General features: G+C 67.7%; 21 protein-coding genes, 1 other RNA gene and 2 pseudogenes. 14 read left to right on the top strand and 10 right to left on the bottom strand.

Translation table 11 applies throughout. From position 1 onward, the window contains the following. The first annotated feature begins 1 nt into the window (after position 1). Together MSG_RS15555 and MSG_RS15550 are read left to right on the top strand one after the other, a co-directional pair. On the top strand, positions 2-739 hold the full coding sequence (locus MSG_RS15555) for a zinc ribbon domain-containing protein (RefSeq protein ID WP_096440977.1): 738 nt from the start codon (positions 2-4) through the stop codon (positions 737-739). Continuing rightward, positions 736-1,833 (top strand): bifunctional RNase H/acid phosphatase, encoded by a 1,098-nt coding sequence (locus tag MSG_RS15550; RefSeq protein WP_096440975.1) that lies wholly within the window; start codon positions 736-738, stop codon positions 1,831-1,833. Before MSG_RS15555 ends, MSG_RS15550 begins: the two co-directional genes overlap by 4 nt. Here the strand turns inward: MSG_RS15550 and MSG_RS15545 are convergent. The 3 genes from MSG_RS15545 to MSG_RS15535 are packed head-to-tail and all read right to left on the bottom strand — an operon-like array spanning position 1,830 to position 3,704. Then, positions 1,830-2,330, bottom strand: a complete 501-nt coding sequence (locus tag MSG_RS15545) for a DUF6941 family protein (protein ID WP_181159173.1) — start codon at positions 2,328-2,330, stop codon at positions 1,830-1,832. The two genes, MSG_RS15550 and MSG_RS15545, sit on opposite strands and share 4 nt — an antisense overlap. A gap of 13 nt (positions 2,331-2,343) precedes the next feature. Continuing rightward, entirely contained in the window at positions 2,344-2,538 is a 195-nt protein-coding gene (locus tag MSG_RS15540) for a ferredoxin (RefSeq protein WP_096440973.1), read from the bottom strand. Further along, the gene (locus MSG_RS15535; RefSeq protein ID WP_096440971.1) at positions 2,535-3,704 is read right to left on the bottom strand and encodes a cytochrome P450; all 1,170 of its coding nucleotides are present in this window, start codon (positions 3,702-3,704) and stop codon (positions 2,535-2,537) included. The genes MSG_RS15540 and MSG_RS15535 overlap by 4 nt, the downstream gene beginning before the upstream one ends. Positions 3,705-3,806: 102 nt before the next feature. On the opposite strand from MSG_RS15535, the gene rnpB reads away from it, so the two are divergent. Beyond that, an RNA gene (rnpB, locus tag MSG_RS15530) (RNase P RNA component class A) lies at positions 3,807-4,206 on the top strand. Between the two features lie 22 nt (positions 4,207-4,228). On the opposite strand, the gene MSG_RS15525 is transcribed toward rnpB, so the two are convergent. Both MSG_RS15525 and panB read right to left on the bottom strand, forming a co-directional pair. Further along, positions 4,229-5,806: a CYTH and CHAD domain-containing protein gene (locus tag MSG_RS15525; protein ID WP_096440969.1), complete on the bottom strand. Its 1,578-nt coding sequence runs from the start codon at positions 5,804-5,806 to the stop codon at positions 4,229-4,231. A gap of 171 nt (positions 5,807-5,977) precedes the next feature. Beyond that, positions 5,978-6,820 carry a 3-methyl-2-oxobutanoate hydroxymethyltransferase gene (gene panB, locus MSG_RS15520; RefSeq protein ID WP_096440967.1) on the bottom strand — a complete coding sequence of 281 codons (843 nt, stop codon included), beginning with the start codon at positions 6,818-6,820 and terminating at the stop codon, positions 5,978-5,980. A gap of 131 nt (positions 6,821-6,951) precedes the next feature. On the opposite strand from panB, the gene MSG_RS15515 reads away from it, so the two are divergent. From MSG_RS15515 to MSG_RS25905, 10 genes are all read left to right on the top strand, one after another. After that, positions 6,952-8,343, top strand: coding sequence for a WS/DGAT/MGAT family O-acyltransferase (locus MSG_RS15515; RefSeq protein WP_096440965.1), 1,392 nt, complete (start codon positions 6,952-6,954; stop codon positions 8,341-8,343). 55 nt (positions 8,344-8,398) lie between these two features. Beyond that, a complete protein-coding gene (locus MSG_RS15510) occupies positions 8,399-9,961 on the top strand; it encodes an alpha/beta hydrolase (RefSeq protein ID WP_096440963.1) in 1,563 nt (520 codons plus the stop codon). A gap of 101 nt (positions 9,962-10,062) precedes the next feature. Then, a complete protein-coding gene (locus MSG_RS15505; protein WP_096440961.1) occupies positions 10,063-11,619 on the top strand; it encodes an alpha/beta hydrolase in 1,557 nt (518 codons plus the stop codon). 98 nt (positions 11,620-11,717) lie between these two features. Further along, positions 11,718-13,058, top strand: a complete 1,341-nt coding sequence (gene glnA / locus MSG_RS15500) for a type I glutamate--ammonia ligase (protein ID WP_096440959.1) — start codon at positions 11,718-11,720, stop codon at positions 13,056-13,058. Positions 13,059-13,109: 51 nt separating this feature from the next. Continuing rightward, on the top strand, positions 13,110-16,094 hold the full coding sequence (locus tag MSG_RS15495) for a bifunctional [glutamine synthetase] adenylyltransferase/[glutamine synthetase]-adenylyl-L-tyrosine phosphorylase (RefSeq protein ID WP_096440957.1): 2,985 nt from the start codon (positions 13,110-13,112) through the stop codon (positions 16,092-16,094). A gap of 38 nt (positions 16,095-16,132) precedes the next feature. After that, positions 16,133-16,747, top strand: a complete 615-nt coding sequence (locus tag MSG_RS15490; RefSeq protein ID WP_170063197.1) for a PaaI family thioesterase — start codon at positions 16,133-16,135, stop codon at positions 16,745-16,747. Beyond that, entirely contained in the window at positions 16,744-17,604 is an 861-nt protein-coding gene (locus MSG_RS15485) for a TIGR03619 family F420-dependent LLM class oxidoreductase (protein WP_096440953.1), read from the top strand. The genes MSG_RS15490 and MSG_RS15485 overlap by 4 nt, the downstream gene beginning before the upstream one ends. 33 nt (positions 17,605-17,637) lie before the next feature. Next, positions 17,638-17,865 carry a hypothetical protein gene (locus tag MSG_RS15480; protein ID WP_096440951.1) on the top strand — a complete coding sequence of 76 codons (228 nt, stop codon included), beginning with the start codon at positions 17,638-17,640 and terminating at the stop codon, positions 17,863-17,865. A 92-nt stretch (positions 17,866-17,957) separates the two neighbouring features. Next, positions 17,958-18,146, top strand: a complete 189-nt coding sequence (locus MSG_RS15475) for a hypothetical protein (protein WP_142404477.1) — start codon at positions 17,958-17,960, stop codon at positions 18,144-18,146. 8 nt (positions 18,147-18,154) lie between these two features. Then, on the top strand, positions 18,155-19,651 hold the full coding sequence (locus MSG_RS25905; protein ID WP_096440947.1) for a hypothetical protein: 1,497 nt from the start codon (positions 18,155-18,157) through the stop codon (positions 19,649-19,651). 19 nt (positions 19,652-19,670) lie between these two features. Here MSG_RS25905 and MSG_RS26195 read toward each other — a convergent pair whose 3' ends face one another. From MSG_RS26195 to glnA (MSG_RS15455), 4 genes and pseudogenes are all read right to left on the bottom strand, one after another. Then, positions 19,671-19,853 carry a sensor domain-containing protein gene (locus MSG_RS26195; protein ID WP_373421154.1) on the bottom strand — a complete coding sequence of 61 codons (183 nt, stop codon included), beginning with the start codon at positions 19,851-19,853 and terminating at the stop codon, positions 19,671-19,673. A 271-nt stretch (positions 19,854-20,124) separates the two neighbouring features. Next, positions 20,125-20,442 (bottom strand): annotated as a pseudogene (locus tag MSG_RS25635) (toll/interleukin-1 receptor domain-containing protein); the annotation flags it as partial. 88 nt (positions 20,443-20,530) lie between these two features. Beyond that, positions 20,531-21,008: pseudogene (locus MSG_RS15460) on the bottom strand (serine/threonine-protein kinase); the annotation flags it as partial. A gap of 166 nt (positions 21,009-21,174) precedes the next feature. Continuing rightward, a complete protein-coding gene (glnA, locus tag MSG_RS15455; RefSeq protein WP_096440943.1) occupies positions 21,175-22,611 on the bottom strand; it encodes a type I glutamate--ammonia ligase in 1,437 nt (478 codons plus the stop codon). A gap of 222 nt (positions 22,612-22,833) precedes the next feature. On the opposite strand from glnA (MSG_RS15455), the gene MSG_RS15450 reads away from it, so the two are divergent. Further along, on the top strand, positions 22,834-23,253 hold the full coding sequence (locus MSG_RS15450) for an RDD family protein (protein WP_373421152.1): 420 nt from the start codon (positions 22,834-22,836) through the stop codon (positions 23,251-23,253). A 16-nt stretch (positions 23,254-23,269) separates the two neighbouring features. Here the strand turns inward: MSG_RS15450 and MSG_RS15445 are convergent, their stop codons facing one another. After that, a complete protein-coding gene (locus tag MSG_RS15445; RefSeq protein ID WP_096440941.1) occupies positions 23,270-24,025 on the bottom strand; it encodes a DUF4191 domain-containing protein in 756 nt (251 codons plus the stop codon).

Raw genomic sequence — 24,025 nt, 5'->3', positions numbered from 1 at the left:
TATGAAGGCCGAAGTGGGACAGCAGCGTTCGCTCTTGGAACTCGCGGAGCTCGATGCGGAGCTGTTCCGGATAGCGCATCGGGCCACGCATCTGCCGCAGCGCGACGCTGTGGAGCGGATCCGAGCCGAACACGCCGCCGTCGGCGATCGGGTGGCCGCGGTGCGAATCGCGTTGGAGGACTTGAACGCCCAGGTATCGCGGTTCGAGTCCGAAATCGATGCGGTGCGCCAGCGCGAAGAACGGGACCGGGCGTTGCTGCAGTCAGGTGGCACCGATGCCAAGCAGTTGTCGGACCTGCAACACGAACTGGACACCCTGGAACGCCGCCAGGCGAGTCTGGAAGATTCCCTGCTGGACGTGATGGAGCACCGCGAGGAATTGCAGAGCCAGCTGACCGCCGAGGAGGAGGCCATCGAGGCGCTGCAGGAGGAACTAGCCGGCGCGCAGCAGGCCCTCGAGGCGGCGACCGCCGAAGTGGACGCGGCGCGCCAATCCCAATCGTCGCGTCGGGACACCTTGGTGGCGACCTTGAACCCCGATTTGTCGGCCGCCTACGAACGGCAGCGCGCGCGGGGCGGACCGGGCGCCGGGCAACTGCTGGGCCACCGGTGCGGGGCGTGCCGGATCGAGATCGACCGCGGCGAGATGGCCCGCATCTCGGCGGCCGCCGAAGACGAGGTGGTGCGCTGCCCAGAATGCGGCGCGATCCTGCTGCGAGTTAAGGGGTTCGGGCAGTGAAGGTCGTCGTCGAAGCCGACGGCGGATCGCGGGGCAACCCCGGTCCGGCCGGTTACGGCGCCGTGGTGCGCAGTAAGGACGACCTGCGCGTGCTCTCCGAGTCCAAGCGTGCCATCGGCATCGCGACCAACAACGTCGCCGAATACCACGGCCTGATAGCGGGTCTGGACGACGCCGCCCGGCTCGGCGCCAGCGACGTCGAGGTCCTGATGGACTCGAAGCTGGTGGTCGAGCAGATGTCCGGGCGGTGGAAGGTCAAGCATCCCGACCTGGCCGAGCTGCACGGCCAAGCCCGCGTGCTGGCGTCGCGGTTCGATCGGGTCAGCTACACCTGGATTCCGCGGGCTCGCAATTCACATGCCGACCGGTTGGCCAACGAGGCGATGGACGCGGCGGCCGGCGGCCTTGCGGGCCGGGACGCGCCCCCGGAGCCCGCGAAAGCCGTTGCGGCGCAATCCTCACCCGGCTGGAGTGGCGCGCGCGGGACTCCCACCCGACTGCTGCTGCTGCGGCACGGGCAGACCGAATTGTCGCTGCACCGTCGCTACTCGGGGCGGGGCAACCCGGAACTGACCGAACTCGGCCGGCGCCAAGCCTCAGCGGCGGCGGCCTATTTGGCGCAGCGCGGCGGGATCGCCGCCGTGGTGTCCTCGCCGCTGCAACGTGCATACGACACCGCCACGGCGGCGGCCAAAGGGGTGGGCCTGGACGTGACCGTGGACGACGATCTGATCGAGACGGACTTCGGCGCCTGGGAGGGGCTGACGTTTACGGAGGCCGCCGAGCGGGATCCCAAACTGCATCGGCGTTGGCTGCGGGACACCAGCACGAAGCCACCGGGTGGGGAAAGCTTCGACGAGGCGCTCGACCGGGTGTACCGGGCGCGGGAGCGCATCGTCGCCGCGCATGAAGGCACGACGGTGCTGGTCGTCTCCCACGTCACGCCGATCAAGATGCTGTTGCGCCTGGCGCTGGAGGCCGGGCCCGGCATCCTGTACCGGCTGCACCTGGACCTGGCCTCGCTGAGCATCGCCGAATTTTATTCCGACGGAGCGTCTTCGGTGCGCCTGGTCAACCAGACGAGCTATCTCTAGCTCACGGTTGGAATCACCCGGCCGCCGCCCGCGGGGCCGTCCGTTGCAACCGTCATCGTCTGCTGACGCACCAGCCGGTAGGGCAGGCGTCGCAGTTCGGCGTCATCGACGCTGACAACGAAGGCGTAGGACCCGAGTTCCTCGAAGGGTAGCGACGGCATGTTGACGGCCAGCGCAACGTTCTGGCTCGCGCCCGTCTCGAGCTGCGCAGGACGACCGATCCTGAACCGCAGGTCCACACCGAATGGCCGGCGGACAGCTGAATTTGTTTGCACCTCAACCGGTTTACCATCGGCGTCCACAAGGGCGATGTGGATGACGTGGTCTTTGTCCGTCTCGATCCAAGGAACTTCGACGCTGAGCCCGATGGCCAGCGACACCGACCACGGGCCGCGCCTGCCCACGGGAATGTCGGTCTGATCGATGCCGCCGCCCGAGACGTACAACCGGTTGTTCTGGACCTCGGCGTGGTTGCACAGCAGGGCAGCTAATTCCATCATCGCCTCGAGCTCACTCGGTCAGACTGATTGCTTGTTCGGGGCAGTTCTGCTCGCCGAGCTTGGCGGCTGATTCGAGGTCATTGCAGACGTCCTCGACGCGCACGAGGCAGTGACCGACGTCGTCGGCGTCGAAGACGTCGGGCGCCAGCGTATAGCAGCGTCCGTGGCCGGTGCACCGGTCGGGGTCCACCGAAACCTTAGTCATGCCACGGGGAAGGTCAGCGGCAGCGATTCCACCGACCGCAACGCCGCGGTATAGGTCAGGTGCATGCCCGGTTTGATCTCGTAATCGGGTATGCGCCGGTGGAATTCGCGCAGCGCTACCCGAAGCTCCATGCGGGCGAGATGAGACCCGAGGCAGCGATGCGCGCCCCCGCCGAACGCGCGGTGCCGATTCGGGCTGCGGCGGAAGTCGACCAGTTCCGGATCGGGGAATTCCGCCGGGTCGGTGTTGGCCGCACCGAGCAGCGGGCTCACCCGTTCGCCCTTGCTGATGGGGCAGCCGCCCACCTCGACGTCCTGCATGGCGACCCGCACCACGCCGGGAACCGGTGTCTCCCAGCGCAATAACTCCTCGATCGCGTGCGGCAGGATGTCGGGCTCGGCGACCAGCTGATGGCGATGATCGGGGTGTCGCGCCAGGTAGACGAAGAAGCAGTCCAGCGAGTCGGTGACGGTGTCCAGGCCCGCGATCAGGAACAGGAAGCAGATGTCGAGCAGCTCGTGGCGCGTCAACGGTTGGCCGTCGACCTCCGCCGCGATCATCGCGGACAGCACATCGTCGCGCGGGTTGGCGATGTGCTCGTCGATGGCGCGGTCGAAGTAGTCGTAAATCTGTTGAGCGACCGGCGCCGCGGAGTCATGGCGGCGGTCGAAGCCGGAATCGCCCTCCGGGCGGATCACGCCGTCCTTCCACGCCAGAAACCGGTCGAGGTCTTCCAGCGGCAGGCCGAGCAGTTGCAGGAAGACCGTGCACGGCAGCGGCACCGCGAACTCTTCGTGGAAGTCGCATTCGCCCCGATCGACGAACCGGTCGATCATCTCGTTCACCAGCTCGGCGACGCCGGGTTCGCGTCGCGCCATTTCGCGGGGGGTGAACAGCGGATCGAGAATGCGGCGGTACTTCGCGTGGTCGGGCGGGTCGATTTGCAGGGGGATGAGCGGCCGGATGTTGCCAAGGTCGACCGCATCCATGTTCGACGAGAACAGCTCGGTGTGCTTGAGTGCCATCTCGATGTCGGCCAGGCGGCTCAGAACCACCGCCCCCGGCGACCGGAATACCGGCGTCGACTCGCGCAGTGCCTTGTACATCGGCTGGGGCTCGGCGAGCCCCGTCAAGGCCTGGTCGACGTAAGCATTGGCTTCTGTCATCCCGCCAGCGTGACACCAACCGTCTTGTTGGGCAATGGTCGAAACACGCCGGGCGGCCGCTGGTCAGCAGTTTGCTCTGACGGGTACCGTGTTTCGTGCGGACGAGTTGGCCGGGCGGCCGCGGCTCGTGATCCGAGTCGAGGAAAGTCCGGACTTCACAGAGCAGGGTGATTGCTAACAGCAATCCGAGGTGACTCGCGGGACAGTGCCACAGAAAGCAAACCGCCGCCCTCGTGGTGGTAAGGGTGAAACGGTGCGGTAAGAGCGCACCAGCATTCCGGGTGACCGGAGTGGCTAGGCAAACCCCACCCGAAGCAAGGCCAAGAAGGCCGCACCTCGTGTGCGGCCGCGCAGGCGTTTGAGGGCTGCTCGCCCGAGCCTGCGGGTAGGCCGCTCGAGGCACCCGGCGACGGTGTGTCCAGATGGATGGTCGCCGCCCCGCCGTCGTTGGCTACGCCGCGGCGGCGGGGAACAGAATCCGGCTTACAGGCCAACTCGCCCGCCCCGCCCGAGGCCGCCGCCCGTCAGTGCGCTTTTTTCACCGACTTGTCGAGCTTGCGCAGCGCCTCGCCGAGCTGCTGGCGGGAGCTGTCGGCCAGGTCGGACTCCTGCTGGTAGAGCAGGCCGTAGGTGAACGTGTCCTCGCCGGCGGCCTGCGCGGCGTCGGCTTCGTGCAGCAGGTGTTCGCGGCTGACCACGCTGTCTTGATGATCGCCCAGCAGCGTCTGGATGACCTTCGCCTGCTTGGACACTTCGTCGGCGCCGGTCGCCGCGGCGGTGTAACGAAGTCGCTTGGCGCGCTTGCGAATCAGATGCAGCGCCTCATCGGGGTCGTGATGTTCGGAGATCTCTTCGACGAGTTCGCCTGCCTCGGCGGCCTGCTCGGCCTGGGCGGCGGCCTTCGCCGCCTTGCGCACCTTCTTGTAGGCGGCGTCGATCGTCACCGGCGGCGGCGCCGCCTCCTCGCCGGCGGCGGTGGCCGGCCGTTCGGCCACGAGTGCCTCCAGCGCGTCGAGCAGCCGGAAGTAGCGCTGCGAGCGCATCGCGATCAGCGAGCGCCGCCACCCGGTCTGGTAGCGCCGCTGGGCGCCCTCCACCAGGCGCTCGCGCACCGGCCCGCGGACCAGCTCGGCCGGCAGCCGGTCGAGTTCTGCTTCGTAGCGCTGCGTGAGCACCTCGGCGTCACGCGCCACACCCAGCACACCGGCGAGCTCGCGCAGTTCGTCGAGGACCCACGCGAAGTCGCCGTCGGTCAGCCCGAGAGACTCGTCGGCGTCCCGCAGCAGGCTGCGGATCTTGCGGGTGGTCACCCGCATCTGGTGTACGGCGTCGTAGGCGTCGGCGCGCACGGCGCGATCCCACACCATCAGCTCGCTGACCTGCTCGGCCACCGCGCGCTGGACCGGGTCGTCGGGGAGACGCCGGTCGTCGGGCGGGACCGTGCTGCCCAAGACCCGGGCCAGCTTGGAGCCGTGGCCGGCGGGACGGGCACCGGCGTCGAGCAGCCGGTTGCTCAGCCGGCTCAACAGCTCGTTGCCGCCCTCACCGGCAGCGTCCCCATCCGTTTCGATGAGTTCCAATTCCCATTCGCGCCACTCTTGTTCGACGGGGCCCGAATCGGCGTCTTCGGCCGCTCCGGCCGCCCACGCTTTGACGTGATCGTTGCTGAACTCGGCGAGCGCGTTGCCCGCGGCGCCGTAGAGCACCTGGCTTTCGCGCTGGGTGGCGATCCGGGCGACCGGTTTGACGGGCCGGTCGCGCACGATGGCCAGCACCACGTCCAGCAAGTCGGCGGGCACCGTGTCCTCGGTCGAGGCCTCCAGCGGTGCACGGATCTCGGTGCGGGCATCGGGTCCGGCCGGCAGCTTGAGGTGCCAGCCCGCGTCGTGGCCACCGGTGCGTCGGCGCAGCGTGATCTTGTTGCGCGCCAGGTCCTGCGTCGGCGTGTCGAAGTACGTCGCATCCAGCGACTGGGTCGGTGATCTCTCGACGTGCGCCACCGCCGCGATGCCTTCGAACGACGGCGTCACGGTCGATTCGACGACGTCGAACTTGCGCTCTACCTCCAAATGACGCGAGGTTTCCGGCGCGTTTCCAGGCATTTTCGGCTCCGTTGGGGGCGCGTCGTCGCGGTCTTGGGACGGTCGTCGACGGTCGTGGACAGGCCTACATAGCGTGCCACACGCGGGTTAAGAGCCGGCCAGCGCGCGGCCGCCGCGGCGTGTCCGCGAGCCTAGGCGCCGATTCGTAACCGGCGACGACGCGCGTGATCCCTAGAAGCAGTGTTCCTCGCCCGGGAAAACCCCGCTGGCCACTTCCTCTGCGTACTGCGTTGCAGCCCTGCGTAATTCGTCACCGACATCAGCGAACCGTTTGACGAATCGGGCCGCCTTGCCGCTGCTCATCCCGGCCATGTCCTGCCACACCAGCACCTGGGCGTCACAGTTGGGCCCGGCGCCGATGCCGACGGTCGGGATTGTCAGCTTGCCGGTGATCTGGGTGGCCAATTCGGCCGGCACCATCTCCATCACGACGGAGAACGCGCCGGCCTCGGCGACGGCGATCGCGTCGTGCACGGTCTGTTCCGCCGCGTCGCCGCGGCCCTGCACCCGAAATCCGCCGAGGCTGTTGACGCTTTGCGGCGTGAAGCCGATGTGCGCCATCACAGGGATGCCTGCCGCGGTCAGGCACGCGATCTGCTCGGCGACCCGTTCGCCGCCCTCGAGCTTGACCGCGTGCGCGCCGCCCTCCTTCATGAACCGGGTGGCGGCGGCCAGCGCGGCGGCGGGCCCGGCCTCGTAGCTTCCGAATGGTAGGTCGGCGACGACAAGCGCATGCGGCGCGCCGCGGACGACGCCGCGCACCAGCGGGATCAGCTCGTCGATCGAGACGGGCACCGTGGTGTCATAGCCGTACACGACGTTTGCGGCCGAGTCACCGACCAGCAGCACCGGGATGCCGGCTTCGTCGAACACGCGGGCCGTGGAGAAGTCGTAGGCCGTGAGCATGGCCCACTTGTGGCCTTCGGCCTTCATTTTCTGCAGATGGTGGGTGCGGATTTTGGTCCGGGGCGCGCCGGGCGCCGAATGTGCACCATAAACATTTTGCTCAGACATCGTTGTCCCTGATAGTGGTCGGTTCGATCCTCGTGGCCGGTGTGGTCCCCGGGTTCGTCTGACGCCGCCATTCTGCCATCTCCGGTGGGCGGACGCACCGTCTGGGCGGTGTGAGACATACCATGCTTAAGATGCAGCGGCTCACTGGCCTCGACGCCAGTTTCCTCTACCTGGAGACCGCGTCACAGCCGCTGCACGTGTGCGCGATCGCCGACCTGGACACGTCGACGATGCCCGGTGGCTACACCTTCGACCGGTTGCGCGACGCCTTGTCGCTGCGGCTCAAGGCGATGCCGGAATTCCGCGAGAAGCTGGCTGACAACCGACTGAATCTCGACCATCCGGTCTGGGTGGACGACGACGACTTCGACCTCGACCGCCATCTGCATCGAATCGGCCTGCCGCCGCCGGGCGGGCGCGCGGAGTTGTCGGAGATCTGCGGCCACATAGCGTCGCTGCAGCTGGATCGCAGCCAGCCGCTGTGGGAGATGTGGGTCATCGAGGGCGTGGCGGGCACCGATTGCCACCGGGACGGGCGCGTGGCGGTGCTGACCAAGGTGCATCATGCCGGGGTGGACGGCGTGACGGGCGCGGGCCTGATGTCGCAGCTGTGCGGCACCGAGCCCGACGCCCCGCCGCCGGATCCGGCGGAAGGCGTCGGTGGCGCCAGCGGCTGGCAGATCGCCGCGGGCGGCCTGGTCCGGTTCGCCGCGCGGCCGCTGCAGTTGGCCAGCGTGGTGCCGGAGACGCTGTCTTCGGTGGTCGCCACGTTGCGCCGGGTCCGCGACGGCCAGACGATGGCGCGCCCGTTCGCCGCACCGCGCACCGCCTTCAACGCAAAGATCAACGGCCGCCGCAACATTGCCTACGCCGAGCTGGACATCGACGACATCAAGACGGTGAAGAACCACTTCGGGGTCACGGTCAATGACGTGGTGATGGCGCTGGTTTCCGGGGCGCTGCGCCAATATCTGGCCCAGCGCAACGAGCTGCCCGAAGCGTCGCTCGTGGCCATGGTGCCCGTGTCGGTGCACGACAAGTCCGACCGCCCGGGCCGCAACAAGGTCTCGGGCATGTTCGCCAATCTGCACACCCAGCTCGGCGACCCGGTACAACGCCTGCGGGCCATCGCCGATACGAATTCGGTTGCCAAACAACATAGTTCGACCATCGGCGCATCGTTGTTGCAGGATTGGTCGCAGTTCGCGGGGCCGGCGGTTTTCGGCGTCGCGATGCGGCTTTATGCCAGCTCCAAGCTCACCGAGAGTTTGCCGGTGCACAACCTGGTGGTGTCGAACGTGCCGGGCCCGCAGGTCCCGCTGTACATGCTGGGCTGCGAGGTCAAGGCGATGTACCCGCTGGGACCGATTTTTCACGGCTCGGGCCTCAACATCACGGCGATGTCGCTGCACGGCAATCTGAACATCGGGCTGATCTCGTGCCCGGAGCTGGTGCCCGACCTCTGGGAGCTGGCCGACGAGTTCGCGGTCGGATTGCAAGAACTGCTGGCAGCCGCCCAGTAGCCGCGGCGAGGCCGCTCACCTGAATCTCAGGTTCCCTCTGGCAGCATGTGATGTCATGGGTTTGTTCCGCCGCGACACGGTCGCGCGCATGCTGCTGGTCTGGACGGCGATGGCTGCCGTGGCGTTGCTTCTCGGTGGATGCGTCCGGATTGTCACCGGACGTGCACTGATGGCGGAGCCCAAGCTCGGCCAGCCGGTGGAGTGGACGCCCTGCAAGGTCGTGGGCGGCGGCAAAGTGAAGTTGCCCGCCGGCGCGATGTGCGGCAAGCTCGCCGTCCCGGTCGACTACGACCACCCGAACGGGATGGACGTCGCGGTGCTGGCGATGATCCGGTTCCCGGCGACCGGCGACAAACTCGGTTCCCTGGTGATCAACCCCGGCGGCCCCGGCGAATCCGGCATCGACGCCGCCCTGGGCGTCGTGCAGACGCTGCCCAAGCGGGTCCGCGAGCGCTTCGACCTCGTCGGGTTCGACCCGCGGGGAGTGGGGTCGTCGCGCCCGGCCGTCTGGTGCAACTCCGATGCCGACAACGACCGGCTGCGCACCGAACCGAACGTCGACTACAGCCCGGCCGGCGTGGCCCACATCGAGGACGAGACCAGACAGTTCGTCGGCCGCTGCGTCGACAAGATGGGCAAGGACTTCCTGGCCAACATCGGAACCGTCAACGTGGCCCGGGATTTGGACGCGATTCGCGCGGCGCTCGGTGACGACAAGCTGACCTACCTCGGTTACTCCTACGGCACCCGGATCGGCTCGGCTTACGCCGAGGCCTTCCCGCAGAAGGTGCGGGCGATGATCCTCGACGGCGCCGTCGACCCCAACGCCGATCCCATCGAGGCCGACCTGCGGCAAGCCAAGGGATTCCAGGACGCGTTCAACAACTACGCCGCCGACTGCGCCAAGACGGCGACGTGTCCGTTGGGCACCGATCCGACTAAGGCCGTGGATGTCTACCACAGCCTGGTCGATCCGCTCGTCGATCCGAACAACCAGATGATCGGCAGGCCAGCTCACACCAACGATCCGCGCGGGCTGAGCTACAGCGACGCCATCGTCGGCACCATCATGGCGTTGTACTCGCCGACGCTGTGGCACCACCTGACCGACGGTTTGTCCGAACTGGTCGACCACCACGGCGACACCCTGCTGGCGCTCGCCGACATGTACATGCGCCGCGACGCGCACGGTCACTACACCAATGCCACCGATGCGCGGGTCGCGATTAACTGCGTCGACCAGCCGCCGGTTACCGACCGCGCCAAGGTGATCGACGAGGATCGGCGGTCCCGCGAGCTCGCGCCGTTCATGAGCTACGGCAAGTTCACCGGCGACGCGCCGCTGGGCACCTGCGCGTTCTGGCCGGTGCCGCCGACCAGCAAGCCGCACACCATTTCGGCGCCCGGCCTGACGCCGACCGTGGTGGTGTCGACCACCCACGACCCGGCGACTCCGTACAAGGCCGGGGTGGATCTGGCCGACGAGCTGCACAGCTCGCTGCTCACCTTCGACGGCACCCAGCACACCGTCGTCTTCCAGGGCGACAGCTGCATCGACGACTACATCACGGCGTACCTGGTCGGTGGGACCACGCCGCCCAGCGGCGCGAAGTGCTAGCGGCTTGTAACCCCGCGCGGTCGCCGGCGCGCGCAGGCACGCCGGGCCCGAGATCAAGGCGTGACCATTTCGCGCTGTGACGGGAATGCGCAGCTGCGACGATGTCCTGCATGCCGCGCCTGAAGCCGATGAGTTTGGTGCTGCTGTCGGTAGGTCTGATGTTCGCGGGGCAACCCGCTGCGGCCCAGGCAACCCCAGAACCCGGTCCCGGTCAGGGCCCCAACCCGGCGCCGGTCCCGGCCGCCGCGGTCCCGGTGACGTGGGGCAACTGCAGCCAGTTCCTCAGCGACAGCAGCGAGGTCCCCACCGCCCAATGCACTACCGTGTCGGTCCCGGTCGACTACAACAATCCCGGTGCGGCGCAGGCGAAACTGGCGGTGATTCGCGTCCCCGCCACCGGTCAGCGCATCGGGTCGCTGTTGCTCAATCCGGGCGGGCCCGGCGGCTCGGCCGTCAACATGGTCGCCGCCATGGCCGCCGACCTCAAGGGCAGCGACATCACGCGCAACTTCGACCTGGTGGGCTTTGATCCGCGCGGCGTGGGGCACTCGACGCCCGCGCTGCGGTGCCGGACGGACGCCGAGTTCGATGCGTACCGCAAGGAACCGATGGTCGATTACAGCCCGGCCGGCGTGACCCACATCGAACAGCTGTACCGGCAGCTGGCCCAGCAATGCGTCAACCGGATGGGTAACGCGTTCTTGGCCAACGTCGGCACCGCCTCGGTCGCGCGCGACATGGACCTGGTGCGTCGGGCGCTCGGTGAGGAGCAGATCAGCTACCTCGGCTACAGCTACGGCACCGAGATCGGCACCGCCTACCTCGCCGGCTTCAGCGACCACGTCCGGACGATGGTGCTCGACGGCGCAATCGACCCGACGGTCGGGCCGGTGCAGGAGAACGTCGAGCAGATGGCGGGCTTTCAGACCGCGTTCAACGACTACGCCGCGGACTGCGCCCGCTCGCCGGCCTGCCCGTTGGGCACCGACCCGACCCAGTTCGTCGCCCGCTATCACGCCCTGGTTGACCCGCTGGTCGCCAGGCCGGGACCGACGTCCGACCCGCGCGGCTTGAGCTATGCCGACGCCACGACCGGAACGATCAACGCGCTGTACACGCCGCAGCACTGGAAGTACCTGACGAGCGGCCTGCTCGGGTTGCAGCGCCACAGCGACGCGGGTGACTTGCTGCTGCTCGCCGACGACTACGACGACCGCGACAAGAGCGGGCACTACGCCAACGACCAGGATGCGTTCAATGCGATTCGATGTGTCGACGCGCCGTCGCCGCCGGACACCCCGTCCTGGGTGGCCGCCGACCAACAGATCCGTCAGGCCGCGCCGTTCCTGAGCTACGGACAGTTCACCGGCAACGCCCCGCGCGATCTGTGCGCGCTGTGGCCGGTGCCGGCGACGTCGCAGCCGCACACCGCGCCGCCGGCTCCGCCCGGAAAGGTCGTCGTCGTTTCGACGACGCATGACCCGGCCACGCCTTATCAGTCCGGGGTCAGCCTGGCGCGGCAGCTCGGCGCCCCGCTGATCACCTACGACGGCACCCAGCACACCGCGGTGTTCAACGGGAACCAGTGCGTGGATGCCACGGTGACGCGCTATCTGATCGCCGGAACGGCGCCGCCGCCGGCGCTGCAGTGCCAGTAGAAAGTACGGCCCTGAGCTGCCCCGTTCGTAAAGCTCGCAACGGTTCTGGCCGCGCGTCGGTAACACGGAATTAACAGCAGTTGCCTACTGTGCGGGGTATGGATCGACAGAAGGAATTCGTCCTCCGCACGCTGGAGGAACGGGACATCCGCTTCGTGCGGCTCTGGTTCACTGACGTCCTCGGTTTCCTGAAGTCGGTCGCTATCGCCCCGGCCGAGCTCGAGGGCGCGTTCGAGGAAGGCATCGGCTTCGACGGGTCCTCGATCGAGGGCTTCGCACGCGTGTCGGAATCCGACACCGTGGCCAACCCGGACCCCTCGACGTTCCAGGTGCTGCCGTGGGCGACGGCCGCCGGGCATCACCACTCCGCGCGGATGTTCTGCGACATCACGATGCCCGACGGCTCGCCGTCGTGGGCGGACCCGCGGCACGTCTTGCGGCGTCAGCTGCAGAAAGCCAACGACCTCGGCTTCTCCTGCTACGTGCATCCTGAGATTGAGTTCTTCCTGCTCAAGCCGGGTCCGGACGACGGAACCCCGCCCGTGCCCGTCGACAACGCCGGCTACTTCGACCAGGCCGTGCACGACTCCGCGTCGAACTTCCGCCGGCACGCCATCGAGGCGCTGGAGTTCATGGGCATCTCGGTCGAGTTCAGCCACCACGAGGGCGCGCCCGGGCAGCAGGAGATCGACCTGCGTTTCGCCGACGCACTGTCGATGGCCGACAACGTGATGACGTTCCGCTACGTCATCAAGGAGGTCGCGATCGAGAACGGCGCGCGGGCGTCGTTCATGCCCAAGCCGTTCGGCCAGCACCCCGGCTCGGGGATGCACACCCACATGAGCCTGTTCGAGGGCGACGTCAACGCTTTCCACAGCCCCGACGATCCGCTGCAGCTGTCCGACGTGGGCAAGTCGTTCATCGCCGGAATTCTCGAGCACGCCTCCGAGATCAGCGCGGTCACCAATCAGTGGGTCAACTCCTACAAGCGGCTGGTGCACGGCGGCGAGGCGCCGACGGCCGCGTCCTGGGGCGCGGCCAACCGGTCGGCGCTGGTCCGGGTCCCGATGTACACGCCGCACAAGACGTCGTCGCGACGTATCGAGGTCCGCAGCCCCGACTCGGGATGCAACCCCTACCTCACGTTCGCCGTGCTGCTGGCGGCTGGGCTGCGCGGGGTGGAGAAGGGCTACGTGCTGGGGCCGCAAGCCGAGGACAACGTGTGGGACCTCACCCCCGACGAACGCCGCACCATGGGCTACCGCGAGCTGCCGACCAGCCTCGATGCCGCGCTGCGCGCCATGGAGTCCTCCGAGCTCGTCGCAGAGGCGTTGGGAGAGCACGTCTTTGACTTCTTCCTGCGCAACAAGCGCACAGAATGGGCGAACTACCGCAGTCATGTGACGCCGTTCGAGCTGAGCACCTACCTGTCGCTGTAGCCCACTGGGCGGGCGGACCGGTCTGAGCCATCGGCAGGTTGCGCTACCGTTTTGGGCGTGACCAAGCCCGCGACCGCGCGACCCCGGCTGCCCAGCGTCGGCCGGCTCGGGTTGGTCGACCCGTCCGCGGGGGCGCGGCTGGCGCAGCTGGGCTGGACGGGCCAGGACGATCCGGCCCACGTCGACCTGTTGTGGGCGTTGTCGCGGGCACCCGACCCCGACGCCGCCCTGCTGGCCTTGGTCCGCCTTTCGGAGAGTCCGGACAGCGACTGGGCTGAACTCGATGCCGCGCTGCTGACCGAACGCCCGTTGCGGGGGCGGCTGTTAGCGGTGCTGGGCTCGTCGCTGGCGTTGGGGGATCACCTGGTCGCTCAGCCGCAATCGTGGAAGCTGCTGCGCGGCAAGATCAAACTGCCCACCCGCGAGGACCTGTTCGACACGTTCATCGGGTGCGTCGAGGACACCCGGGGCGAGACCGTGGCCGCGATTTCGAGGTTGTGCAACTGCTATCGCGACCATCTGCTGGTGCTGGCCGCGCTCGACCTGGCCGCGACGGTCGAGGACGAGCCGGTGGTGGCGTTCACCGTCGTCGGTGCCCAGCTGTCCGACATGGCGGACGCGGTGCTGGCGGCCTCGCTGCGGGTCGCCGAGGCGACCGTCTGCGGCGACAAAACACCGCCGCGACTGGCGATCATCGCGATGGGCAAATGCGGTGCCCGCGAACTGAACTACGTCAGCGATGTCGACGTCATCTTCGTCGCCGAGCATGCCGACGCCGTGTCGGCCCGGGTCGCCAGCGAGGTGATGCGGGTGGCGTCGGCGGCCTGTTTCGCTGTGGACGCCGGGCTGCGGCCCGAGGGGCGCAGCGGCGAGCTGGTCCGCACCGTCGAGTCACACATCGCGTACTACCAGCGCTGGGCGAAGACCTGGGAGTTCCAGGCGTTACTGAAGGCCAGGGCCGCGGTCGGCGACGCCGAGCTCGGCAAGCGCTACCTGGACGCGTTGATGCCCATGGTCTGGGTCGCCTGCGAGCGCGAGGATTTCGTGGTCGAGGTCCAGGCCATGCGGCGCCGGGTCGAGCAGCTGGTGCCCTCCGAGGTGCGCGACCGCGAAATCAAACTCGGCAGCGGTGGATTGCGCGACGTCGAATTCGCCGTGCAGCTGCTGCAGCTGGTGCATGGCCGCAGCGACGAATCGCTGCACGTGGCTTCCACCGTGGACGCGTTGGCGGCCCTGAGTGAAGGCGGCTACATCGGCCGCGAGGACGCGGCGAACCTGACCGCCTCCTACGAGTTTCTCCGGCTGCTCGAGCACCGGCTGCAGCTGCAGCGACTCAAGCGCACGCACCTGCTGCCAGCGGCGGACGACGAGGAGGCGGTGCGCTGGCTGGCCCGGGCCGCCCACATCCGGCCGGACGGCCGCCACGACGCGGCAGGCGTGCTGCGCGAGGAGATCAAGCACCAGAATCTGCGGGTGTCCCAGCTGCACGCGAAGCTGTTCTATCAGCCGCTGCTCGAGTCGATCGGGCCCGCCGGGCTGGAGATCGCCCACGGCATGACGGCGGAGGCCGCGGAGCGGCAGCTGGCCGCACTCGGTTACGAGGGCCCGCAGACCGCCCTGAAACACATGTCGGCACTGGTCAACCAGAGCGGCCGGCGCGGCCGCGTGCAGTCGGTGCTGCTGCCCAGGCTGCTGAACTGGCTGTCCTATGCGCCCGACCCCGACGGCGGTCTGTTGGCCTACCGCCGGCTGTCCGAAGCGCTGGCGTCCGAGACCTGGTACCTGGCCACGCTGCGCGACAAGCCCGCGGTGGCCAAGCGCCTGATGCATGTGTTGGGGACCTCGATGTATGTGCCCGACCTGTTGATGCGCGCGCCGCGGGTCATCGAGAGTTACGGCGATGCCCCGGGCGGCCCGAAACTGCTGCAGACCGATCAAGCCGCGGTGGCCCGCGGCTTGACAGCCTCCGCGGCCCGCCACCGGGATCCGGTCCGCGCGATCGCGGCCGCCCGTGCGCTGCGCCGCAGGGAACTGGCCCGCATCGGCTCCGCGGATCTGCTGGGTCTGCTCGAAGTCCGGCAGGTGTGTGGCGCCCTGACGTCGGTGTGGGTGGCGGTGCTGCAGGCGGCGTTGGACGCCATCATCGGGGCCAATCTGCCCGAGAGCGGGAAAGCGCCTGCGGCCCTTGCGGTTATCGGCATGGGCCGACTCGGCGGCGCCGAGCTCGGCTACGGCTCGGACGCTGACGTGATGTTCGTCTGCGAGGCGGCCAACGGGGCCGACGAGGCGCAGGCGGTGAAATGGTCGATATCGGTCGCCGAGCAGGTGCGCGCGCTGCTGGGCACGCCCAGCGTCGACCCGCCGCTGGAGGTCGACGCCAACCTGCGGCCCGAGGGGCGCAGCGGCCCGCTGGTCCGCACGCTGGGGGCCTACGCCGCCTACTACGAGCAGTGGGCGCAGCCGTGGGAGATTCAGGCGCTGCTGCGCGCGCACGCGGTCGCCGGCGATGCGGAGCTGGGCCAGCGGTTCCTGTTGCTCGCCGACCGGACCCGCTACCCGAAGGACGGCGTGTCCGCCGAGGCGGTGCAAGAGATTCGCCGCATCAAGGCCCGCGTGGCGGCGGAACGGCTGCCGCGCGGCGCCGACCCCAACACCCATACGAAGCTGGGGCGCGGCGGCCTGGCCGACGTCGAGTGGACGGTGCAGCTGCTGCAACTGCAGCATGCGCACGAGATTCCGGCGCTGCACAACACCTCGACGCTGGAGTCCCTCGACGTGATCGCCGCGAGCGAGCTGGTTGGCGCGGACGACGTGGATTTGCTGCGGCAGGCCTGGCTGACCGCCACCCGGGCCCGCAACGCGCTGGTGCTGGTCCGCGGCAAGCCCACCGACCAGCTGCCCGGTCCCGGACGCCAGCTCAACGCGGTCGCGGTCGCGGCGGGTTGGCCCAACGACGATGGAAGTGAGTTCTTGGACAACTATCTGAGAGTGACGCGGCGCGCAAAAGCTGTGGTGCGCAAGGTGTTCGGCAGTTGACCCGCGAGTCCAGCGCGGTGAACCCGATATCCGAGGCCATGTTCGAGGTGCTGAGCGCGGCCGAGGCCGGCCGGGTGACGGCACTGTACGCTCCGCTGGCCGAGGCCGTTCGCGAACTCGTCGACGCCACCATCCACACCGAGGTCGACGACGACGTCGTCCACCAGGCGCGCATCGCGATCGAGGCCGTCACCGAGTCGCTGCGGCAGCGGACCCGGCCGGCCAAGGTCAGCTACCGCGTCGACGGCCGCCCGCTGCCGCTGGGCAACGCCGCGATCGGTGTGTGCAACCCCATCGCCCCGCCGATCGTCGTGCAGCACGAGGGCGGCGGGCGCTGCTTCAGCGAGTTCGTGCTGGGCTCGGCTTACGAGGGGCCGCCTGGTCTGGTGCATGGTGGCGTCAGCGCCCTGGTGCTCGACCACATGCTCGGCGAGGCCGCCAGCGAGGGCCTGTCCAAAGCGCGGTTCACCGGAACCATCACCGTGAAATATCTGCGCGGCACCCCGCTGGGTCCGCTGCGCTGCGACGCGTGGATCGAGAGCGCTGCGGGCGTCAAAGTTTTTGCGCACGGCACCATTTCGGATTCGGTCGGCGTCACCGTCGAGGCCGAGGGCATCTTCATCGAGCCGGCGTGGGCGAGGGACGCCCAGTGAAGTTCTACATCAGCAGCGCGTTCCTGAATACCCGCGAGATCATCGAGATCGCGAAGGCCGCCGACGAGCTCGGCTACGACGGCGTGGGGATACCCGACCACGTCGTCAATCTCGAGACCCTGGAAACGCCGTACCCCTACACTAAGGACGGGGAACGACGGTGGCAGCCGTTCACCGATTGGCCGGACCCGTGGGTGCTGGCCGGCGCGTTGGCCCAGGTCACCACCCGGCTGCGATTCGTCACCACCGTCTATATCCCGGCGATGCGCAACCCGTACTCGGCGGCGAAAGCCATTGGTACCGCAGCCGTTTTGGCCGAGGGGCGCATCGAGCTCGGCATCGGCGTCGGCTGGTGCGCAGAAGAGTTCGCGTTGATGGACGAGCAATTCGCCGCGCGCGGTAAGCGCACCGACGAGATCGTCGGGTTGATGCGGGCGCTGTGGTCGCCGGGCTGGACGGAGTTCGACGGCGAGTTCTACCGAACGCCGCGGCTGGAGATGCAGCCCACCCCGCCGCCGATTCCCATCTACGCGGGCGGCCTCAGCGACGCCGCGCTGCGCCGGGCCGCTCGCAACGACGGCTGGATCGGTGACCTGATCAAGACCGAACACGCCATCGAGGCGGTCGGCAAGTTGCGGGAACTGCGCGCTCAAAAGGGTTTGACGATGGACGATTTCACCGTCCTGACGCCGCTGACCGACGCGTTCACCCCGGCCGATTACCGGCGCGCCGAAGATGCCGGCATCACCGGGATCATCACCATGCCGTGGATGTTCTACACCGGGCCGGATGCGTCGTTGGACGACAAGATCGACGGCATGCAGCGCTTCCGCAAGGACCTGGCGCTCGACGGGTAGTGTTGCCAGTCGGTTGCCCGCCATACTCTTCGCATGACATTCACGGTGGTGTTCAGCAACGGCAGCCCACGCGACTACGGCGCATTCGACAGCTATGAAGTGACGGATGCGGGCGTGCTGATCATCCGGATGCAACGCGAGGACATCAATTGCCACTACGTCGCTCCGGGCGCCTGGCTCGAAGTCGTCGAAATCGCCGACGGACAGCCCGTCAAGGCGTCCCGCGGGATCCTGGGCACCAGGCAGAACACCGTCGGATAGGCGGCCGCCGATTCCGCTTTGGGCGCAACTCGCGGCCATTCCCGGTTGGTAGCGTGCAGGGGACCGGTTTGCCGCGAGGACAGGTGGGCGAGATGACGCACGAGGCACATGTGTTGGCGGCCGCGGCGGTCGGTCTGGTCGCGGCGGCGTGCGGCGACTCGTCCAATTCCAACACCGCGACTCCCTCGAGCGCGACGCCGTCAAGACCGTCACCGCATCGGTGCCTGCGCGTGGCCGGCAAAGCCGTCGGACAACTCTTGCGGGCACCGTCGATAGCGTGAGGAGAAACGTGATTGTGCGACTTCGCGGGATCGTTCTGATCCCGATCATCGCGGCGCTGGCAGTGCTGCTCTCGCCGGCCGCATCGGCCGACACCTACACCGCCGAACTCGTGGCGAAGTTCGACGCGCAGACGGTGGTGGTGGCCGACCCGGCGGCGAGGCCGCCCTTGCAGAACGCCGATCAGCTGAACCAGCAGATCCTCGGCAGCCGCTGGACGTGGAGCGACGTGCCGCCGGTCTGGGTGGCCGCGGTCGCCGCGAGTCAGACCGGCATCACCACGCCGGATGCCATGCACGAGGTCATCCTGGGTCGTATCGCCGATTTCAGCGGGGTGATCCTGGTCATCGACTCCAAGGGCTATCACGTACGCGCCTACAACGTGCCCAAGGCGGTCGCCGACAACGTCGACTCGTTCATGGGTCAGTCGGCCCGAAATCACCGCAACGACCCCTACGGGGCGACCAGTGAGTTCGTCCAGAAACTGTCCAATCTGAATGTGTCGCCCGGGCAACGCGTCACGTCCTCGCCCACCACGAGTCACAAGCACGACAGCGGGTCGGCGCTGTGGACGATGCTGATCATTCTGGGGATCCTGTCCTTGGTGGCGGCCCTAATCGTGTTCGTCGCGAGCCGTAACCGCAAGCGCCGCAAGGATGCCGAGGCGCGTGATGACGTGAAGCAGGAGCTGATCGTGGCCGAGTCGGGTGTCAGCGACCTCGACAGCGCCGTGGTCTCCAACAGCGAGGTCGACGTCAGCGCCGAGGCGCTGAAGGCCAACTCCAGCCTGCATGACGCCCGCAAGGCCTTCGAGGCTCGCGATTACAGCTCAGCCCGGGCACACCTGCGGGTCGTACAGGCCACGGTGGCCCGCGGCTACCAGAAGCTGAACGTCGCAACCACCAATGCCGTTGCGGCCGTCCCGGAGCAGGATCGCAAGCAGGCGACGGTGCGCACGACGGACCCCGAGACCGGTCAGAACGTGACGATCACCAACAACAACTACACGACCACGCCGCAGCCCGGTTATCAGCACTACTACGGGGGCGGCTACTACAACGGCATGTTCTTCTACCCCGGCTACTACCCGTACGCGTTCTGGGGCCCGGGTTGGGGCTGGGCCGTCGCCGATGTCCTGATGATGGATGCGCTGCTGGACGATCACTGGGGCGGCAGTTACGAGCGCGGCTTCGAGGCGGGACGCGATTCGGCGTGGGCTGACAGTGGCTATGACGGGGGCTATGACAGGGGCCAGAGTGCCGGCTACGACACCCAGCAGGGCGATTTCGGATTCGACGGCAACAGCAACACGTACTCCGGCGGCGGCGACGTCAGCTTTGCCGGCGGCGGCAGCGGCGGTTACGACTCCGGTGGCGGCAGTTGGGATTTCGGCGGCGGGTCCGACTCGGGCGGCGGCAGTTGGGACTTCGGTGGGTCCGACTCGGGCGGTGGATTCGACTCCGGTGGCGGTTTCGACTCGGGCGGCGGGGGTGACTCAGGTTTCTGAACTGCGCTGAGTGGCAACGTTATTGCTTGACGTTGTTCGCCATTTGATTCGCGATCTGGGAAGCCTGGTTCTGGACGCCGGGGGCGCACGCTACGACGTCGAGCACGACGCTGTGCACCGCGCTCAGCACGTGTTGGCATGTTGGATTTCTCGATCGACGCCAGCACGCTGTCGATGTCGTTTCGGGTGCGATAAGTGACATCGTGTCGCATGCGCAGCAGCTGGGCGATGTCGCTGCGGGCGCTGGGCTCGTCGCCGTCCTCGTCAAGCCTGGAGCGCAGTTCCACCAGGAGTTGCAACTGTTGCTGCGGGCTGAGCTCCTTCTCGGCGAGCTGGTTGCCCAGCCGCGTGATGTAGCCGAACGGCACCGGCGGCTCGGGTGGCAGCGGATCCGGCAGCGGCTGGGGTTTTTCGGCGAGCGCGTGGATGGCCGTGACCAACTGAATGCTGGCGTCGACCGTCGGGTCGCGGTAATCGATGATCTGCAGCGCGGCAAGGGGATTGACGCGCATGCTGCCGATGTCGCCGATCCGGACAGGAAGGACCGGCCGGTTCAGCGCCTGCGCGTAGCGCAGTTCGGACTGGCTGGGTTTGGACTGCAGCCAATTACTCGACAGCGCGACGACGAACACGTCGCAGCCGCGGACCTGTTCCAGGATCGCGGCCCACCACGAGTCGCCGCCGCCCAGCTCCTGGTCGAACCAGACCTGTTGGCGGGCCCGTCGCAGGGTCGACGCCAGCGCGTCGGCTGTCGACTGATCCTGGCTCGAGTAGCTCAAAAACAGCGCCATCGTAGTTTCCTTAGGTTAACACCGGGCAACCGGGCCACCAGTGAAAGTGTTTGGTATTCATTGGTATTGGGCCACGCATCATTGGCATGGATTCCCCGGCGGCCCGGGCATTGCCGAAGTCGATCAGGTAGGAGAAATCGTCCTCGCCAACCAGGATGCTGGACGGTTTGACGTCGCGGTGCACCAGCCCGATTTCGTGCGCGGCGTGCAGGGTGGACGCGAGCTGCTCGACGATCCCCATGGCGCGCCCGGGCGGCAGCGGGCCGTCGTTCGAGCAGGTCGCGCAGGTCGCGACCCTTGATCAGCCGCATGGTCGCGTACAGGCGACCGTCGACCTCGCCGAAGTCATGAATCGGGACCAGATGCGGTTCGTCCAGTCCGGCCGCGCACCGCGCCTCCCGACGGAATCGCTGCTGAAAAGCCTGATCGTCGGCGAAGCTCGGGGCCAACACCTTCAGGGCCACGACCCGGCTCATCTCGGGATCGTAGCCGCGCCACACCTCGCCCATGCCGCCGCGGCCGAGCAGGTCCGGCAGCCTGTAGCGTCCGAACGGAGTACCGTCCACTACGCCCCCTCCAGCGTTGGAGATCAGGGATAACGCGACGATAAGCCCTGCTCACCGCGCCCGCTAGAGTTCGGCAGCATCGGGCTGACCATGGGGCATCACAAGGAGGAGCCCCGGGGCGGTCGCCCGGGGCTCCTTCTGTCAATCTTCTTGGTTGCCGACCGACTCACACGTCGTAGTACAGGGCGAACTCGTACGGGTGGGGGCGCACCTGCACCGGCAGGATCTCGAACTCGCGCTTCCAGCTGATCCACGTCTCGATCAAGTCGGGTGTGAAAACGCCTCCCTCGGTGAGGTATTCGTGGTCTGCCTCCAACCGGTCGATCACCGCGGACAGCTGTGTGGGAGCCTGCGGGATGTTCGCGGCCTCCTCCGGCGGCAGCTCGTAGAGGTCCTTGTCGACCGGCGACTGCGGCTCGATCTTGTTCTTGATGCCGTCCAACCCGGCCATCAGCATGGCCGAGAACGCCAGGTACGGGTTGCCCGACGAGTCGGGGCAACGGAACTCCAACCGCTTGGCCTTCGGGTTGCTGCCGGTGATCGGGATACGCACGCACGCCGACCGGTTGCGCTGGCTGTAGACCAGGTTGATCGGTGCCTCGAAGCCGGGGACCAGACGCTTGTAGGAATTCACCGTCGGGTTGGTGAACGCCAGCAGCGACGGCGCGTGGTGCAGCAGGCCGCCGATGTAGTGGCGGGCGGTGTCCGACAGACCGGCGTAGCCCGTCTCGTCGTACATCAGCGGGTTGCCGTCCTTCCACAACGACTGGTGGGTGTGCATACCCGAGCCGTTGTCACCGAACAGCGGCTTGGGCATGAACGTGACCGTCTTGCCGTTCTGCCATGCGGTGTTCTTGACGATGTACTTGTAGAGCTGCATGTCGTCGGCCGCGTGCAGCAGCGTGTTGAACTTGTAGTTGATCTCGGCCTGACCGCCGGTGCCCACCTCGTGGTGGCCCTTCTCCAGGCTGAAGCCCGATTTGATCAGGTTCGACAGCATGTCCGCGCGCAGGTCGACGTAGTGGTCGACTGGAGCGACCGGGAAATACCCACCCTTCGGGCGGACCTTGTAGCCGCGGTTGAGGCTGCCGTCGCTCTCCGTCGGCTCGCCGGTGTTCCACCAACCCGAGATCGCGTCGACCTCGTAGAAGGAGCCGTTGGTGCGCGAGTCGAAGCTCACCGAGTCGAAGATGTAGAACTCGGCCTCGGCGCCGAAGTACGCGGTGTCGGCGACGCCGGTGCTGATGAGGTAGTTCTCCGCCTTGCGCGCGATGTTGCGCGGGTCGCGGGAGTACGGCTCGAGGGTGAACGGGTCATGCACGAAGAAGTTCAGGTTCAGCGTCTTGTGCGCGGTGAAGAGGTCGATCTGGGCCGTCGCAGGGTCGGGCAGCAACAGCATGTCTGATTCGTGGATCGACTGGAAGCCGCGAATCGACGACCCGTCGAAAGCCAGGCCGTCCTCGAAAACGCTCTCATCGAAGAACGACACCGGAATCGTGAAGTGCTGCATGGTGCCTGGCAGGTCACAGAACCGGACGTCGACGAATTCAACGTCCTCGTCCTTGGCGAGTTTGAAGACGTCATCGGGCGTCTTATCCGTCACAGATTGCTCCTTTGTTAACTAATTCCGCGGCCGACGCTATGGAGATCATGTTGCCCGCTCGTCAACCCTATGTTGCGTGGAGGTTACGCGCCCCCCGCGTTCCAGGGGTCGAAGCGGGACCATTGGCGGGTTCTATTGTGGGGCCATGTACCGCACGATCGTATCTGGTCACCCACCGAAGCACAGCGGCCCGCCCTGGGTTTTCCGGCCGAAAGCCCGTTGGTGACGGGATCGCGGCCGGCGTATCCGGGCGAGGCGCTGGGCCTGCCCGAAAGCGGGCCCGGATCGCTGGCCCCGATGGGGCGCCGGGTGGCGGCACTGCTGATCGACTGGCTGATCGCTTATGGCCTTGCGCTGCTGTTCCTGGGGCTGGGCGTCATCAAGATCGAGCTGTTGTCGACGGTGATTCTGGTGATCTGGTTTCTGCTCGGCCTGCTGTCCGTGCGGCTGTTCGGCTTTACGCCGGGCCAGTTGACGCTGGGGCTCGGGGTGGTCTCGGTCGCCGGCGGCGGGACAGCCGGGATCGGGCGGTTGGCGGTGCGCGGGCTGCTGCTTGCGCTGGTGGTGCCGGCGCTGTTCACCGACTGGGATGGCCGCGGCATCCACGACCGGGCGACCGGTACGGCGGTCGTGCGACGTTAACTTCGTAAAGCGGCCGTTACTTTCGGCGGACGGTCCGCTGCACGCCGCGCATCTTGCCGGCGTTGGGCAGCGGCCCCTTCGGCATGACGGCGGCACCGGCCCGCGATCCGAGCGCGGCCAGTCGCGACTCCAGGGTGTCCATCTGCTTGACGGTGATGTTGGCCGGCAGGCGGGTGAGGTGGCGCTCCAGCTTGCCCAACGGAACCTCACCCTCGCCATTGCCGACTATGATGTCGTAGATCGGGATATCGCCGACCAGCCGCGCGGTGCGCTTCTTCTCTTGTGCCAGCAGCGGTTTGACCCGGGTCGACGACCCCTCGCCTACGAGGATCACGCCGGGCCGCCCGACTACCCGATGCACAGCGTCGAAGTGACCGGTCGCGGCCACGCCGGGGCTGACCCGCCACTTGCCGCGCAGGTTGTCCAGCACCCAGGCGGCCGCGCCGGTCTGCCCCTCGGCCTGGCGGTACACCGATTTCTGGGCGCGGCGGCCGAAGATGATGAACGCCACCAATGCGCCCAGCAGGACGCCCAGCGGGATCAGCGTGATCGTGGTGAACAAGCCGCCGAGCGCCAGGCTCGCCGCCACCGCGGCCGCCACGATCACCACGAAGGCGCCGATCATGTACGGCAGCAGCCGCTTGTCCTGCTTGCGCTGCAGGTTGAACGCCTGCCACAGCTGGGTGCGCCGCTCGCGGGACGCGGCCTTGCGTTCGGCCTGCGCGGCCGCCCTGGCGGCCTTGTTCGTTGCGGCGGTACGGGATTTAGCCAT

The organism is Mycobacterium shigaense (genome assembly GCF_002356315.1).
Classification (GTDB): domain Bacteria; phylum Actinomycetota; class Actinomycetes; order Mycobacteriales; family Mycobacteriaceae; genus Mycobacterium; species Mycobacterium shigaense.
This window is presented reverse-complemented; position numbering and strand designations above follow the sequence as displayed.

Excerpts from the sequence above, each read along its gene's own strand:
- MSG_RS15445 (WP_096440941.1), bottom strand. The coding sequence starts at position 24,025 with ATGGCTAAATCCCGTACCGCCGCAACGAACAAGGCCGCCAGGGCGGCC.
- MSG_RS15505 (WP_096440961.1), top strand. The coding sequence starts at position 10,063 with ATGTCCTGCATGCCGCGCCTGAAGCCGATGAGTTTGGTGCTGCTGTCG.
- MSG_RS15540 (WP_096440973.1), bottom strand. The coding sequence starts at position 2,538 with ATGACTAAGGTTTCGGTGGACCCCGACCGGTGCACCGGCCACGGACGC.
- glnA (WP_096440959.1), top strand. The coding sequence starts at position 11,718 with ATGGATCGACAGAAGGAATTCGTCCTCCGCACGCTGGAGGAACGGGAC.
- MSG_RS15535 (WP_096440971.1), bottom strand. The coding sequence starts at position 3,704 with ATGACAGAAGCCAATGCTTACGTCGACCAGGCCTTGACGGGGCTCGCC.
- MSG_RS15490 (WP_170063197.1), top strand. The coding sequence starts at position 16,133 with ATGTTCGAGGTGCTGAGCGCGGCCGAGGCCGGCCGGGTGACGGCACTG.
- MSG_RS15510 (WP_096440963.1), top strand. The coding sequence starts at position 8,399 with ATGGGTTTGTTCCGCCGCGACACGGTCGCGCGCATGCTGCTGGTCTGG.
- MSG_RS15480 (WP_096440951.1), top strand. The coding sequence starts at position 17,638 with ATGACATTCACGGTGGTGTTCAGCAACGGCAGCCCACGCGACTACGGC.
- MSG_RS15475 (WP_142404477.1), top strand. The coding sequence starts at position 17,958 with ATGACGCACGAGGCACATGTGTTGGCGGCCGCGGCGGTCGGTCTGGTC.
- MSG_RS15515 (WP_096440965.1), top strand. The coding sequence starts at position 6,952 with ATGCAGCGGCTCACTGGCCTCGACGCCAGTTTCCTCTACCTGGAGACC.
- MSG_RS26195 (WP_373421154.1), bottom strand. The coding sequence starts at position 19,853 with ATGTCACTTATCGCACCCGAAACGACATCGACAGCGTGCTGGCGTCGA.
- MSG_RS15545 (WP_181159173.1), bottom strand. The coding sequence starts at position 2,330 with ATGGAATTAGCTGCCCTGCTGTGCAACCACGCCGAGGTCCAGAACAAC.
- panB (WP_096440967.1), bottom strand. The coding sequence starts at position 6,820 with ATGTCTGAGCAAAATGTTTATGGTGCACATTCGGCGCCCGGCGCGCCC.
- MSG_RS15555 (WP_096440977.1), top strand. The coding sequence starts at position 2 with ATGAAGGCCGAAGTGGGACAGCAGCGTTCGCTCTTGGAACTCGCGGAG.
- MSG_RS15525 (WP_096440969.1), bottom strand. The coding sequence starts at position 5,806 with ATGCCTGGAAACGCGCCGGAAACCTCGCGTCATTTGGAGGTAGAGCGC.